This is a genomic window from Merdimmobilis hominis (genome assembly GCF_900104615.1).
GTDB classification, from domain to species: Bacteria; Bacillota; Clostridia; order Oscillospirales; family Ruminococcaceae; genus Merdimmobilis; species Merdimmobilis hominis.
This window is the reverse complement of the sequence record NZ_LT629939.1, coordinates 1,364,084-1,377,207: the sequence shown is the minus strand read 5'-3', so window position 1 is coordinate 1,377,207 and position 13,124 is coordinate 1,364,084. Positions and strand designations below refer to the sequence as shown.

Annotated in this window: 12 protein-coding genes; 5 read left to right on the top strand and 7 right to left on the bottom strand. The window is 56.8% G+C overall.

Annotated elements, in window-relative coordinates:
• Positions 1 to 30: 30 nt before the first annotated feature.
• The 4 genes from BQ5353_RS06620 to BQ5353_RS06605 form a co-directional block, all read right to left on the bottom strand.
• Positions 31 to 2,202, bottom strand: a complete 2,172-nt coding sequence (locus BQ5353_RS06620) for a sensor histidine kinase (RefSeq protein ID WP_071427529.1) — start codon at positions 2,200 to 2,202, stop codon at positions 31 to 33.
• A 51-nt stretch (positions 2,203 to 2,253) separates the two neighbouring features.
• Entirely contained in the window at positions 2,254 to 2,958 is a 705-nt protein-coding gene (locus BQ5353_RS06615) for a response regulator transcription factor (protein WP_054331863.1), read from the bottom strand.
• Positions 2,959 to 3,364: 406 nt separating this feature from the next.
• Complete coding sequence (locus BQ5353_RS06610; protein WP_054331864.1) at positions 3,365 to 3,682, bottom strand: helix-turn-helix domain-containing protein; 318 nt, start codon at positions 3,680 to 3,682, stop codon at positions 3,365 to 3,367.
• Between the two features lie 287 nt (positions 3,683 to 3,969).
• On the bottom strand, positions 3,970 to 4,824 hold the full coding sequence (locus BQ5353_RS06605) for a DUF4438 domain-containing protein (RefSeq protein WP_054331865.1): 855 nt from the start codon (positions 4,822 to 4,824) through the stop codon (positions 3,970 to 3,972).
• 308 nt (positions 4,825 to 5,132) lie between these two features.
• On the opposite strand from BQ5353_RS06605, the gene BQ5353_RS06600 reads away from it, so the two are divergent.
• The 5 genes from BQ5353_RS06600 (at position 5,133) to BQ5353_RS06580 (ending at position 9,313) form a co-directional block, all read left to right on the top strand.
• A complete protein-coding gene (locus BQ5353_RS06600) occupies positions 5,133 to 6,920 on the top strand; it encodes an aminopeptidase P family protein (protein WP_071427528.1) in 1,788 nt (595 codons plus the stop codon).
• Between the two features lie 6 nt (positions 6,921 to 6,926).
• A complete protein-coding gene (locus BQ5353_RS06595; protein WP_054331868.1) occupies positions 6,927 to 8,012 on the top strand; it encodes an ethanolamine utilization protein EutH in 1,086 nt (361 codons plus the stop codon).
• A 159-nt stretch (positions 8,013 to 8,171) separates the two neighbouring features.
• Entirely contained in the window at positions 8,172 to 8,444 is a 273-nt protein-coding gene (gene spoIIID / locus BQ5353_RS06590) for a sporulation transcriptional regulator SpoIIID (RefSeq protein WP_054331869.1), read from the top strand.
• A gap of 173 nt (positions 8,445 to 8,617) precedes the next feature.
• A complete protein-coding gene (locus BQ5353_RS06585) occupies positions 8,618 to 8,923 on the top strand; it encodes a hypothetical protein (protein WP_054331870.1) in 306 nt (101 codons plus the stop codon).
• Between the two features lie 24 nt (positions 8,924 to 8,947).
• Positions 8,948 to 9,313, top strand: a complete 366-nt coding sequence (locus BQ5353_RS06580; protein ID WP_054331871.1) for a DUF134 domain-containing protein — start codon at positions 8,948 to 8,950, stop codon at positions 9,311 to 9,313.
• A 96-nt stretch (positions 9,314 to 9,409) separates the two neighbouring features.
• Here BQ5353_RS06580 and BQ5353_RS06575 read toward each other — a convergent pair whose 3' ends face one another.
• From BQ5353_RS06575 to BQ5353_RS06565, 3 genes are all read right to left on the bottom strand, one after another.
• Positions 9,410 to 10,714 (bottom strand): M20 metallopeptidase family protein, encoded by a 1,305-nt coding sequence (locus BQ5353_RS06575; protein WP_071427527.1) that lies wholly within the window; start codon positions 10,712 to 10,714, stop codon positions 9,410 to 9,412.
• A 63-nt stretch (positions 10,715 to 10,777) separates the two neighbouring features.
• Positions 10,778 to 11,809, bottom strand: a complete 1,032-nt coding sequence (locus BQ5353_RS06570) for a 1-aminocyclopropane-1-carboxylate deaminase/D-cysteine desulfhydrase (RefSeq protein ID WP_071427526.1) — start codon at positions 11,807 to 11,809, stop codon at positions 10,778 to 10,780.
• 97 nt (positions 11,810 to 11,906) lie between these two features.
• Positions 11,907 to 12,854, bottom strand: coding sequence for a DMT family transporter (locus tag BQ5353_RS06565; RefSeq protein ID WP_161802862.1), 948 nt, complete (start codon positions 12,852 to 12,854; stop codon positions 11,907 to 11,909).
• Between the last annotated feature and the right edge of the window lie 270 nt (positions 12,855 to 13,124).

Genomic DNA, 13,124 nt, shown 5'->3' with positions numbered 1-13,124 from the left:
AATTGAAAAAAATTTTCGATTCCCCGTTTTTTATTCTTTTCCCACAGTCAAAGGCCCTTCCTTTGAGGGCGATTCCAAATCATCTTTGGGCACAAATCGGGGCAGCAGCACCGTCGCCTTGAAGAGATCCCCATCGATAGAGACGGCAAACTCCCCCTCATGGAGGGCAACAAAACTTTTCACGATGGCAAGGCCCAGGCCGGAGCCTTCGGTAGTCCGGGAGGAATCCCCCCGGACAAACCGCTCGGTGATCTCATCAGCGGAGAAGTTCATCTCATATCCGGCCACGTTTTTGAAGGCAATCTTGACCCAATTTTCCTCGGCGGAAAGGGAGACATACACCCGGCTTCCAGCCAGCGAGTAGTTGAGTGCGTTGACCAGCAGGTTTTCAAACACCCGGTGGATGCGGTGGCCGTCGGCCAGAATCCACAGCCGCTGGGCGGGGAATTCGGTTTTCACCGAAAGACCGCTTTGGGAAATCCGGTTGTCCAGCTCCGCAATGGTCTGTTCCAGCAGTTCCTGGACGTCAATCTTATTTTTTTGAATGCGGATTTCCCCGCTGTTTGCCTTGGAGATGTCAAACAGATCCTGTACTAGGGTTTTGAGCCGGTCTGCTTTCTGTTTCAAAATGCGCACATAATCGTTGGCGTAATCCGGGGTCAGGTCTTCTTTAGAGAGGAGGTCCGCATAATTGATGATCGAGGTCAGCGGGGTTTTCAGATCGTGGGAGACGTTGGTGATCAGCTCCACCTTCATCTTCTCACTCCGGACCTGTTCATCCACCGCCCGGCGCATACCGTTCTGCACATAATTGAGGCTGTCTGCCGCCGGATAGAGGATCTGGTCCTCGGTGAATTCCAGGGGATGGGAAAAGTCCCCCTCCCGGATCCGTTCCACCTGGTCGATGATCGCCTCAAACTGCTTGAGAGTCCCGGTGTAGCTGCGCAGGTAGAGCACAGGCAGCAAAATGCCCATCCCCAAACAGAGCAGAAAGAAAAAATCACAGACAAAGGAGCCAAAATTGCTGGTAGTGATGGCGGTGACAAAAAACAGCCCCCCAAAGAAGATCAGCGCCCCTTCGCTGAAGATGAGGAAGAGCAATTGATTGCGCATCCGCCGCCCAAAGCGGTATTTGAGCTGGCCGCGGTGCCACATCCCCTTGATGGAGGAGACGGTGTTGCGCTTCAAAAAACCTTCCCGCTGCAAAAAGAGTTCACACAGCATGGGATAACACAGCCAAAAATAGACGAGGAACCAGCGGATGGCATCGGAGTTCCAGTAGCTGCTCAGTTCCCCAACCAAGGTATACAACCACCCGGCGGTGAAAATCAACCACACCACCTTGACCTCGGCAAAGACCCGGCTGGATTTTTGGGCCATCCTTTGGTGGAGAATCCACAGACGTTTGCGGCCCGCCATGGCGACGGCGACCAGCCCCGCGCCAGCAGCGGCGCACAAGCCAGTCAGGTTGAGGATACTCCCACGGCCGCTGAGATACCCTGTGTACACCTGGGTCAACCGCCCAGCTCCGGTGGGAACCAATGGCACACAGAACAACAGGTAGGCATCCCGGATATTGCGCCCAGAGGCGCCGCTGTCCCGCACATAGGTGTTGTGCTGCAACCGGTTGGCAAGAGCGGCCTCCTGTTCCTCCGCAAGGCCGTCCCTCTGGGCCAGGCCGAAGAGCATCTGCACCTGTTCCCACAGGGTGGGCTGATAGTTGGGGATCGTCACCTGGTAGGTACCATTTTTTAGCTCGATGAGGATGGCGCTGCCATCCTGGTATTCCTGTAAAAACTGCTGGGGGTTGTAAATGCCGGTATTGCTGCTCACTGCCTGGTAGATGGAGGAGTAGGCGATATACTGGAAGGAGCCGCTGTACTCCTGGTAATCGCTGATGGTGGTGCCGCGGATCTGGATGGTGGGCGGGGCCGGCTGGGTGGAGACCTCCACCTGGCCGAAGCTGTACTCCTGCGCACCATCCGGCACCAGGACTTGGTTGCCCCAGATGGTGTCCAAGGCATTCTGTACATTCGCTTCGATGATGTAAAGGCTGGGGGTGGAGAGGAACCAGTTGCTTAAATACCCCATCCCAGAGATATGCAGGCACCCAAACAGCGAGACGATGAGCAGCGATATTCCCGCCATCCAAGCGACGGCGGGCAAAAATGCGGAACGGCGGCCAGTTTGTTGCGTATTCATGGCGCCATCCTCCTTCTTTGTTTCCAGATGAATGAGGCGGGCAGACACCGGCTATAATTTTTCAATCTTATAGCCGATGCCCCACACCACCTTCAGATATTTGGGGTCCTTGGGGTTGATCTCAATCTTTTCCCGAATGCGGCGGATGTGGACAGCCACTGTGTTTTCCGGCGCGAAGCTGGGCTCGTTCCACACCCGTTCATAAATTTCATCGATGGAGAACACCCGGTTCTGGTTGCGCAGCAAAAGCTCGGTGATCTTCAGTTCAATGGGGGTCAGTTTCACCGGTTCCCCATCCACTGTGACTGTCTTGCTGCGGCAGTCCATCACCAATCCGCCGGAGCGGAGAATCTCCTCATCGGGCTGTTCCTGGGGCAAAGTTCCCAGCTTAACGTACCGGCGCAGCTGGGATTTTACCCGGGCGATCAGCTCCAAGGGATTGAAAGGTTTGGTGATGTAGTCGTCCGCCCCCATGTTGAGGCCGAGGATTTTGTCGGTGTCTTCGCTTTTGGCGGAAAGCAATATGATAGGGATATTGTTCTCCTCCCGCAGGCGCATGGTGGCTTTCATGCCGTCCAGCTTGGGCATCATAATGTCCATGACAATAAGGTGGATGTTCCCCTGTGCAACTGCCTCCAGGGCCTCCAAACCGTCGTAAGCTTTGACGACATGCATCCCCTCGTTCTCCAGATAGATAGCGATGGCCGACACAATCTCCCGGTCGTCATCCACCACCAAAATGTTGTATTTATCCATGCTTTGACACCTCCATTGTGTTCCCGGCGCTTTTTGTTTGCCAATCCCCAGTCCGCTGGGCCATATCACAAAGTCTGCACAAACGGCAAGAATTGCGGTGCGGCTGTTGCCGCAAAGGGCTTCGCCCGGCAAGCAATTCTTCGAATGCCACAGCTTTGCTGTGGCTATTATACCACAAAGTCTTCCCCTGTGGACGCCCTGCGTTTATTGTGTCACCGAAAGGATTGGCTTCGGGGAACCCAAAGGGCCCTACAGCATCAGTATAAAAATTCCTTCTTACAAACCAAAGGGTTTCTTTCTTACAATATTCTTAACCCGTCCAAAAAAGCCCACAGTAAAAGAGGGAAGAAGGTGGGCCTTCTTCCCTTTCCCGCCGAAAAGCCCAGCGGGAGCCGGCATTCCCCGGTCAACGTTGGATGGATTTGCTGTTGGCCTCCCGGAATTCCTCCGCCAGTATTTCCAGAGCCTTCTCCTGGGAAGGGGTTAGGCCTTCAATCACCAAAACCCGTTTCCGGTCGTTTTTTACCCCTAAAAGGTAATCCACCGATACGCCGTAAATGTCGGCCAAGCGAACCAGGGTGTCTGCGGGAGGAGTTTGAGTGTTGTTTTCATAATTGCTGATACTGGAACGGGTCAATCCCAGCCAGTCGGCCAATTGCTGCTGTGACAGGCGCTTTTTCTCCCGAAGTTCCCGCAGCCGGAGACCGAAATCAAAGATTTCCATAGAATTCCTCCTTTACAGAAAAATTGTATGGAAATGGAGTCGAGCTATACTGTCACATTCTGTAAATAAAGAAAATTTAAATGTCAGAATAGGATGTAATTACTGGCAATTGTCTTGTTTTTCTTCGTTTTTTCACAGAATTGTTTCCTTGCCTGGCATATTGTTCTTCTCCTTCCGTGGAGCTGGCTGAAACTACCGACAGGAAAAGGCGGTTTTCCCTTATAAAACCCGGTCAGAATAACAAAAGCCCCGCCTCTCACCGGAGGGGGGCTTCTGGAACGCCCTACTTACAGCAGGATGTCCGCCAAGTTGGCTTTGGGGTCGATCTTGCCCTCGATCAGCGGCCGTTTGCTGGTCAACAGGGTGGTGACACCGGGGCCGTGGCCCATGATGCGGCAGTCGCTGTGGACTACCACACCGATGGTGCAGGCGCCGCTGAGGTAGTTGCGTCCGTGGGTGTTGTCGCAGTCCTCCAGGAGAACGATATCCCCCAGCCGCAGATCCCGCAGGCCATATTCCGCCACCGTGGCATCGTCAAACAAGCAGATGTCGTAATCGCCTTTGTTGGTGGTGTTGGAGCCAAGGCCGGAACCCATGATCTTGGCGGGCACCTTTTTGGCCACCGGGACGATCAGTTTGCCGCTCTTTTCCTCAATGTTCAGCTTGTCCAGCAGGTCAGGGTCCAGGTTTTTCACGGTGATTTCGGGGTAATCCAGCAGTTTGAGGCCCTGTCCATAGGCTTTGACATTGACTTTGTCCCCGATGTTGAGGGTGTCCAGGATAGCGGGGTCAAAGTACATAATGACGTGTTCGATGCCGCCGTGGGTGCCGGTGACAAAACCTTTGGCCCCCTTGCCATCGCCGGTGATGATGGTCGCCTCATTGCCGATGCAGGACAGGTAGTTGTAAGCGTTGTTCTTCATCTCATCGTAGTTTTTGGTGGAGACACCGGGCTCCACATGGTCGCACTCAAACCCGCAGGCCGGGTCGCCGATCTTGACGTTGTAAGTGATGCCGCCGGTTCCGGGCAGAACAAAGATCCGGCCCTCGGAATCCAGTTTTCCGGGGTTGCTGTAGATGGGGGCGCTGATCTCCCCCTGGACGGAGATTTTTACCACTTGGTCGCGGTTGGTTCTAAGCATGGGGGTGTCCTCCTACAATTCAATTTCTCTATGGTGGCAAGGGCCGGTTGCAGCCCTTGTGAGAGATGCCCTGCAAGCAATTCTTCGAATGGCACAGCTTGGCTGTGACTATCCCAACGGAAAGTCTGCACAGATGGCACAGCTTTGCTGTGACTATGGTACCATACTCCCCCTGCAAAAACAAGGCGAGGCGATTCTTCCCCTTCAAAAATGTTGGATTTGCCATGCCTTCCCCCCTTGAAACCACACAGAACTTTGCTACAATAGGGGTATATGCCCTATCTGAAAAGAAAAGAGGAACACCACATATGACAACCAATGAGAAACTATCTCTTTTGCGCGTGCACATGAAAGAAGCTGGGGTACAAGCCTACCTGATCCCCTCTTCCGACCCCCACATCAGCGAATATCTCCCCGACCATTGGCGAGCCCGGGCCTGGCTCTCCGGGTTTGACGGTTCCGCCGGCACCCTGGTGGTCACCGAGACGGAAAGCGGCCTGTGGACCGACGGCCGGTACTTCATCCAAGCCCAGCGGCAGATGGAGGGCAGTGAAATTGTCCTCTACCGCATGGGGGAGAAAGGGGTCCCCACTGTGCAGGAATTCCTGCTCTCCCGCCTGAAAGCCGGAGAGACCTTGGGCCTGGACGGCATGGTCACCGCCACCAGCATCGTGCTGGATATGGAGGCTCAGTTTGTGGAGCGGGAGATCGGCATCCGGGCAGTGGACCTAATCGCCCCCATCTGGGAAGGCCGTCCCGCCATCCCCCAAAGCCCTGTCTATCTGCTGGAGGAGAAATACGCCGGCCTTTCCGCCGCCGAGAAGATCGCCCAGGTCCGCGCCTGTCTCCGGGAGAACGGCGCCGGCGCCATGGTGGTCACCCGGCTGGACAGCGTGGCCTGGCTCCTCAACCTGCGGGCCTCTGACGTGGCGTACAATACCTCCTTTGTGGCCTATGCCCTCCTGACCCAGGAGGAAGCGGCTGTCTATGTCAACTCCAGCCGCATCTCCCCGGAGGCCCTCGCCTACCTGGAGAAAAACGGGGTAGCCATCCGCCCCTATGAGGGGATTTTGGAGGGTGTCGCCGCCATCTCCAAGCCCACCGTCATGCTGGTCAGCGTGGAAGATGTCAACTACCGGCTGTACCTTGCCATGGAGGAAAACCCCAACCTGACCATTTTGGAAGGGGAGGAGCCCGCCTTCTGCCTGAAGGCCGTCAAAAACCCCACCGAGATCGCCAACACCAAAAACGCCCACATCAAGGAGGGCGTGGCTATGGCCCGGCTTCAGATGTGGCTGGAAAAAGCCTTGGCCGCCGGGGAGACCATCTCCGAGGTGGATGTGGGCGAAAAGCTCGTGGAGTTCCGCCGCCAGCAGGAGGGTTACCTGGAGGACAGCTTTGCGGTGATCGCGGCCTACGGCCCCAACGCCGCCATGATGCACTACCATCCCACAAAGGAGAACCACGCGGTGCTGCAAAAGAAGGGCTTCCTCCTCTTGGACACCGGGGCCCAGTACATCGACGGAACCACCGACACCACCCGCACCTACGCCCTGGGCGAACTGACCGACGAGGAGCGCCGGTATTACACCTATGTCCTCAAATCCAACATCGCCATGGCCCGCACCGTCTTTATGGAGGGCTGTTCCGGGGCCAACCTGGACATCATGGCCCGGAACCAGGTGTGGCGCTACGGCATCGACTACCGCTGCGGCACCGGCCACGGCGTCGGGTTTGTAGGCCCCATCCACGAAGGCCCTCAGAGCATGCGGATGACCAACCACGTTCCCTTCCAGCCCGGCATGACCATCACCGACGAACCCGGCATTTATGAGGAGGGCATTGTGGGTATCCGCACCGAAAACGAGCTTTTGGTGGTGGAGCATATGGAGACCAAATACGGCCGGTTCTTCGCCTTCCAGCCCATCACCTACCTGCCCATCGACACTACACCGGTGGTGCTGGAGTTGATGAACGAGGAGGAACTGGGCTGGCTCAACGACTACCATCAGATGGTCTATGACACCTTGAGCCCCCGCATGGACGACCGGGAGAAAGCCTGGCTCAAAGAAAAAACAAAACCATTGGAGAAGTAAACCTGCATGAATATCTTCATCGGCATCCTGCTGATCTTCGCCCTCCTGGGCCTATTTGATAAACTCTTTGGGGGGAAACTGGGCCTGGCCGCCGAATTCGATTCCGGCCTGGAGTCGATGGCCTCCCTGGCCCTTTCCATCGTGGGGGTCTACTGCATCGGGGTCACCGCGGTCAAAAGCAACCCGGAGGCCATCGCCGCCTTTGCCGCCCACCTGCCCTTTGACGCCTCCATCCTCATCGGCAGCCTGCTGGCCCCAGACATGGGTGGCTATGCCATCGCCAAGGAGATGGCCGCTACCCCCGCCCTGGGGATTTTCTCCGGGGTAATGGTGGCTTCCAGCCTGGGCGCCACCATCTCCTTCACCCTGCCGGTGGCCCTGACCACCATCCGCAAGGAGGACACTGCCCCCTTTATGCAGGGCATCGTCTGGGGGATCGTCACCATTCCCGCCGGGGTGGTGGCGGGTGCGCTGCTCACCGGCCTGCCCATGGGGGATCTTATCCGCAACCTTCTGCCCATCCTCCTTCTGTGCGCCGGCATCTGCCTTTGCCTCCTCAAGGCCAAGGACGTCACCATCCGGGTGCTGTCCGCCTTGGGCAACCTGGTGCGGATTGCCAGCCTCCTCCTCTTTGCCCTGGTGATGCTGGGGGTGTTTCTTCCCTCTTATCAGATAGTTTCCGACGATCTGTTCTTCGAATCCCTCACCATCGTCATCAAAATCGCGGTGGTGGTGGCTGGGTCGATGGTGGCCGCTTCCCTCATCCTGCGGTATTTCTACAACGCCATCGCCCGCATCGCCGACCGGCTGGGCATCAACGCCTATTCGGTGGTGGGGCTGATCGCCAGCCTGGCCACCTGTATCTCCATGATCCCCATGCTGGATAAGATGGACCAGCGGGGCAAGGTGATGAATGCTGCCTTTGCAGTCAGCGGGGCCTTTGTTCTGGGGGGACAATTGGCCTTTATGGCCAGTGTAGAACCCTCCTCGGTGGTCTCTGCCTACATGGCGGCCAAGTTGACCGGGGGCATCTGTGCGGTGGTTGCCGCCATGGCCTTCACCCCCAAATCCAGCGCCCTTCCTCAACAATAATAAAAAAGCCGCCTTCCCCACATCTGGGGAGGGCGGCTTCTCTTATTGGGGAACCCCAAGATTTTTTCCTTTTCCCGCCCAAAGCGCCAGACAACCGCATAAACCCTTTTCCCAGTGCATACTCATGTGTTAAACACTAGACACGGGGAGGGAACTGGGTTGAAAGGGTTGCCCGAGGAGCGTGCCATTACGCTGGGAAACTATATTATCGAACACGATGCCACCGTGCGGCAGGCCGCGAAGGAATTCAATATCAGCAAATCAACGGTACATAAAGATGTTTCGGAACGTTTAAAAGCCATCAGCCCACAGCTGTACCAACAGGTGAAACAGGTGCTGGAGAAAAACAAAAGCGAGCGGCATATCCGCGGCGGAATGGCCACCAAATCCAAGTATGAACGGCTCAAGGAACGGGAATCCAAGGGGCGGTAGCCAAAACACACAAGAGGGCGGGGAACGGTGTTCTCCCGCCTTTTTTGCATACCAGCGGCTATTTTTTCGCAGATAGTTATTGACATATGCCAAAAATAATAGTATGCTAAGGTTGCAAGGTAATTAGCATATGATAAAAACCTATCTGTCCACAAGAAAGGAGAGCTACACAAATGAGAAATCATGCCAATTGTCAAAATGGAATGGGCGGCTGCGGACGCCGCCAGGAAAAAATGGTGCATGACAGCTGCGAATCCCACGGCAAAGGGAGCTCCTGCTGGATGAACAGATGCAGCCCCAGACGGGATGGCTGCGGACCTCATGGCAAAGATGGCTCCTGCCGTCGGATGAACTGCCAGGAGGCTCCCACTCGGGAGCTGCTGCTTCAGCAGAAGGAGTTTTTGGCCCAGCGGCTGGCAGAGGTGGAAGAACAGCTGAGCCATCTGCCCGCCGAGCCAACAGAACAGCCTGCACAGTAAAAACGAAACGAGGTGCTTTTTCCCATGGGACGTCCAAGAAAATGGAAACGAGTCTGCGGCCTCCCCCCGGTGGAGAGCTTTTCCGGCGGGTGGAACGGCCATGATGCCCCCATCCTCCTGAATGTGGAGGAATATGAAGCCATCCGCCTCATCGATTTGGAGGATATGACTCAGGAAGAATGCGCCGCTCAGATGGAGGTCTCCCGGCCTACGGTGCAGCTGCTTTACAACAGCGCCCGCAAAAAGGTGGCCCAGTTCTTGGTCGGCGGCGGCCGGCTGGAGATCGCCGGGGGAGATTACCGCATCTGCGGAAGCGACGGTCCCCGCGGCGAAGCTTCCCGCTGCCATCACCGCCACTGCTGCAAAAAACATGGGAACTGCCCTCATTAACTCATCCAAGGCCAAAAAAGGAGACGCAGATGCGTCTCCTTTTTTTCTATTCCCATGCAGGTGAGAGCAACCGGGCCCTCTCTCCCCACAGCACCCTTACAGCTGGATGCCGTCGTAATAGCTCTGGACCGTCGCGCCGTCCACCCCGCGGGTGTCATACAACTCCGGCAAAGTGCCTTTCCACTGGCTGCCCAAGGTGTCGATGCCGCTGTCCAGGAACTGGAGGGCATAGACCACCGCTCCGGTAACCCCCAAGGCCAGAACATCCTCGTCCAGGTCAAAATATTCGTTGTGGTGGTCGGCCCCAGTGCCTTTCTCCGGGTTGTTGACCCCCAGGTAGACAAACACACCCGACCACATCTTTTGCAGCTGGGAGAAGCTCTCCGACGCCATCCAAGGCTCCGGCTGGCAAATGGCATCCTCCCCGATTTCCGCCCCGATCACCTGGCGGGCAAAGGCGGCGCACACAGGGTCGTTGTCCACCGGGAATCCCGGCTGGGTGAAGCTGTTGTAGGTGACGGTACAGCCGTAGGCCGCCGCGGTGGAATCCACCAACCGGCGCATCTCCTCCCGGAAGGGAAGGCCCACCTTTTCCCGGTCAAACAGCCGCACCGTCCCGGCAAACCGCAGGTCGCTTGGAATGATGTTTTTCGCGGTGCCGGCCTCCACCAAGCCGATGGAGAGGGTCAGCGGCGCAAAGGGGGTGACCTTGGTCAAGCGGGCGGCTTGCAGCCCGTTGTAGATGGCCACAAAGCAATCCACCGGATTGACCGCTAAATCTGGCCGGGAACCATGGCCTCCCCGGCCGTGGAGGGTGATGTCAAACCCCATGGCGGTGGAGGCGGCCCCTCCAGTGATAACCCCCACCTTCCCGGACTCCAGGGAAGCGGACATATGGGTCCCATAGACGGTGTCTGGACGGATGCCATGGCGATCCATATAGGCCAGGATATAGCCGATCCCCCCGCCGTTTTCCTCCCCGCGCTCAAACAGCAGCAGCACGGTTCCGTGGATGGCCTCCCGGTGGGAGGAAAGGATTTTAGCGGCTCCCAACAGCATGGCGATGTGGCCGTCGTGGCCACAGGCGTGCATCACCCCGTCCTCCTGGCTTTGGCAGACCCGGGGCTGGGATAGGTTGCAGGGCTGCTCTTGCACCGGCAGGGCATCGATGTCCGCCCGCAGCAACACGGTTTTCCCCTTTCCGGGGTCCAGACCCTGGATGGTGGCCAAAATACCCCCTTTGGGGATCTCCTCATAGGGGATATCCATGTCGGTCAGCTCCTGGGCAATGCGCTGGATGGTCTTATCCTCCCGGTTGGAGAGTTCAGGATGCTGGTGGAAGTACCGGCGCATCTCAACGACATAGGGTTGTACTTCCTTGGCAAGGGTAGTAATCTGCATAGATGGCACCTCCTGTTGTAGGGCTGTCAATGAGATTTTGATTCCTCCTATAAAACCAATGGATTAAATGGTGTGGGAACTGCCCTCACCCCAAAGCTCCTCCTGGAAGGAGTCCAGATGCTCTTTGGTCCACAGGGCGGGGATTCCGCCAGTGTGCAGGAAGATGGCGCTCTCCCCCTTGGGGATGATCCCCGATTTGACCATGTCCACAAACCCGTGGAACACCTTGCCGGTGTAGCAGGGGTCCAGGAAGATGGCTTCGGTGCGGGCCAGCAGCGCGATGTGGGCCCGGGTGACAGGGTCGGGGGTATTGTAGGCAACACCGGAGTAATTCTCTTCCCTGTTGCCTTTGAACAGGCGGATTTCCTCCCCTTTGGCGGTGACGCCCAGGCCGTACATCTCGCTCATCCGGTTGATGTATTCAGCGCAGGAATCGGGGGTGCGGGGGGTGGCAGGGTTGATGGTGACACCCAGCACTTCAAAGGGCGCGCCATAGTATTTCGCGCCCAGCCACAGGCCTCCAAAGGTGCCCTGGGAACCGGAACCACAGACCAAGTATTTGGGAGCAATGCCCATCTCTTTGCACTGGGCCATCAGTTCCGGCACCATCTGGATGTAGCCCACCGCACCCAGCTCATTGCTGCCGCCGGTGGGGATCACATAGACTTTGTCCCCCTTGGCCTCATATTGGGCGATGACCTTCTTAGCCGCCTCTTCCGGGTCGCCGGTGGTAAAATAGAGGTCCGCCCCCATCAGTTTATCCAGCAACAGGTTGCCGCTCATATAATCGGGGCGTTCCCCGGTGAGGATGAGGATGCATTTCATCCCGCACCGCACTGCGGCCGCTGCCGTCAGCCGGCCATGGTTGGTCTGGGGGCCGCCAAAGGTCAACAGGGTGTTGCAGCCCTCTGCCTTAGCCTGTGCCACCAAATACTCCAGTTTGCGGATTTTGTTGCCGGAAAGGCCCACATCGGTCAGGTCATCCCGCTTGATGTACAGGTCGCCGCAGCCGATCTCCTTGGTCAGATTCTCCATTTTTTGCAGGGGTGTGGGGAAAATACCCAGGGAAGCTTTTTCCAATTCGCACAGTTTCATAGCCAATCGCTCCTTTTTTCTGGGAAAATTGTGGTAATTCAGTACTCCTATTCTACGCCATTTCCCATAGGGGCGCAAGGCCCCAAAGCGGATTTTATCAGCTTTGGGCTTCTTCCTCCGGGGCAGGGGCCGCAGGGGCAGATTCTTTGCTGTAACAGTAACTAAGGCCAAACACGCCGCCCAAAATCAGCGCCACACCTGCCACATCCACCCAGCGGAAAGGCTCGTGGAGGATCAGGACGCCCGCTAAAATGGAGATGACCGTGCTGACCGTGGAAGTGGAGGTGGAAATGGCAATGGGCAGATGGGCCAGGGAGTAGGTCATGAACAGGAAGGCCAGCACACAGGAGCCTATGCCCATATACAGCACCGAGATGATGAAGTCCTTGTTCCACAGGCCGTCAAAGAAGTGGGGAAGATCCCCCCGCATGGCATGCATGATCACCGTTTCGATGGAAAAGCCCAAGGCGCCCATGCCGGTGGTCAGATAAACGGTCTCAAAGGAGGTAAAATGCCGGCCAGCCCGGCGCACAAAGGTGCGGTTGAAGGCGATGGTCACCACTGCCGCAAAGATCAGCGCCATTCCGATGCCGGTAGCTCCCGAAAGGTCACGGCCCACAAAGTTGACCACAAACACGCCCAGCACTGTCACCCCCATAAAAGCCATCTGCATTTTGGATGGCAGGGGGTCTTTGTTGATCAGCACCGACAGCACCACGACCAAAATAGGGGTGATACTGCTGACGCAGGCGATCAGGCTGGTGGGGGCGTAGCTGGTAGAGGTAGTCTCCAAAATCTGGCTGATCAAGGGGTTGAGGAGGCCGCACAACAGCAGAAGACCGATGGGTTTGCCTGCGTAGTCCACCTTCTGCACCTTAAAGAGCAGGAGGAGGGTCATCACCACAAAACCGGTGGTGAAGCGGAAGGCCAGGAATTTGATGGTATCCTGGTTGACCACCGCCATGCCTTGCTTGATAAAGAGCAGGGCCAGGCCGAACAAGGTGGCTGACGCCAAACTGGCCGCCAGGGGGAGATATTTCTTCATGGGGTACCCGCCATTTCTCCAGCGGTAAATCATGGGGATTTCCCCTGCCGCCGCCGGCCGGACAGGGAACCGTGCCTCTTCTACTTGGGAACAGGCTGTTTTTCCCTATTATAGCGCGAAACAAAATGGGGTGCAATCGCAAGGGGGCAAAAAGTGCGCCTGGGCTTCCATCCTCCTGCACCGGTTTTGAACCCTTTCACTAGAAAAGGTAGGTTGGGATGTGCTACAATAATCGCGGGGCGATTATTGGGGAAGAAATCCTCTCTCCAT

Excerpts from the sequence above, each read along its gene's own strand:
- BQ5353_RS06600 (WP_071427528.1), top strand. The coding sequence starts at position 5,133 with ATGACAACCAATGAGAAACTATCTCTTTTGCGCGTGCACATGAAAGAA.
- BQ5353_RS06615 (WP_054331863.1), bottom strand. The coding sequence starts at position 2,958 with ATGGATAAATACAACATTTTGGTGGTGGATGACGACCGGGAGATTGTG.
- BQ5353_RS06595 (WP_054331868.1), top strand. The coding sequence starts at position 6,927 with ATGAATATCTTCATCGGCATCCTGCTGATCTTCGCCCTCCTGGGCCTA.
- BQ5353_RS06585 (WP_054331870.1), top strand. The coding sequence starts at position 8,618 with ATGAGAAATCATGCCAATTGTCAAAATGGAATGGGCGGCTGCGGACGC.
- BQ5353_RS06605 (WP_054331865.1), bottom strand. The coding sequence starts at position 4,824 with ATGCTTAGAACCAACCGCGACCAAGTGGTAAAAATCTCCGTCCAGGGG.
- BQ5353_RS06565 (WP_161802862.1), bottom strand. The coding sequence starts at position 12,854 with ATGAAGAAATATCTCCCCCTGGCGGCCAGTTTGGCGTCAGCCACCTTG.
- BQ5353_RS06575 (WP_071427527.1), bottom strand. The coding sequence starts at position 10,714 with ATGCAGATTACTACCCTTGCCAAGGAAGTACAACCCTATGTCGTTGAG.
- BQ5353_RS06570 (WP_071427526.1), bottom strand. The coding sequence starts at position 11,809 with ATGAAACTGTGCGAATTGGAAAAAGCTTCCCTGGGTATTTTCCCCACA.
- BQ5353_RS06580 (WP_054331871.1), top strand. The coding sequence starts at position 8,948 with ATGGGACGTCCAAGAAAATGGAAACGAGTCTGCGGCCTCCCCCCGGTG.
- BQ5353_RS06620 (WP_071427529.1), bottom strand. The coding sequence starts at position 2,202 with ATGAATACGCAACAAACTGGCCGCCGTTCCGCATTTTTGCCCGCCGTC.
- BQ5353_RS06610 (WP_054331864.1), bottom strand. The coding sequence starts at position 3,682 with ATGGAAATCTTTGATTTCGGTCTCCGGCTGCGGGAACTTCGGGAGAAA.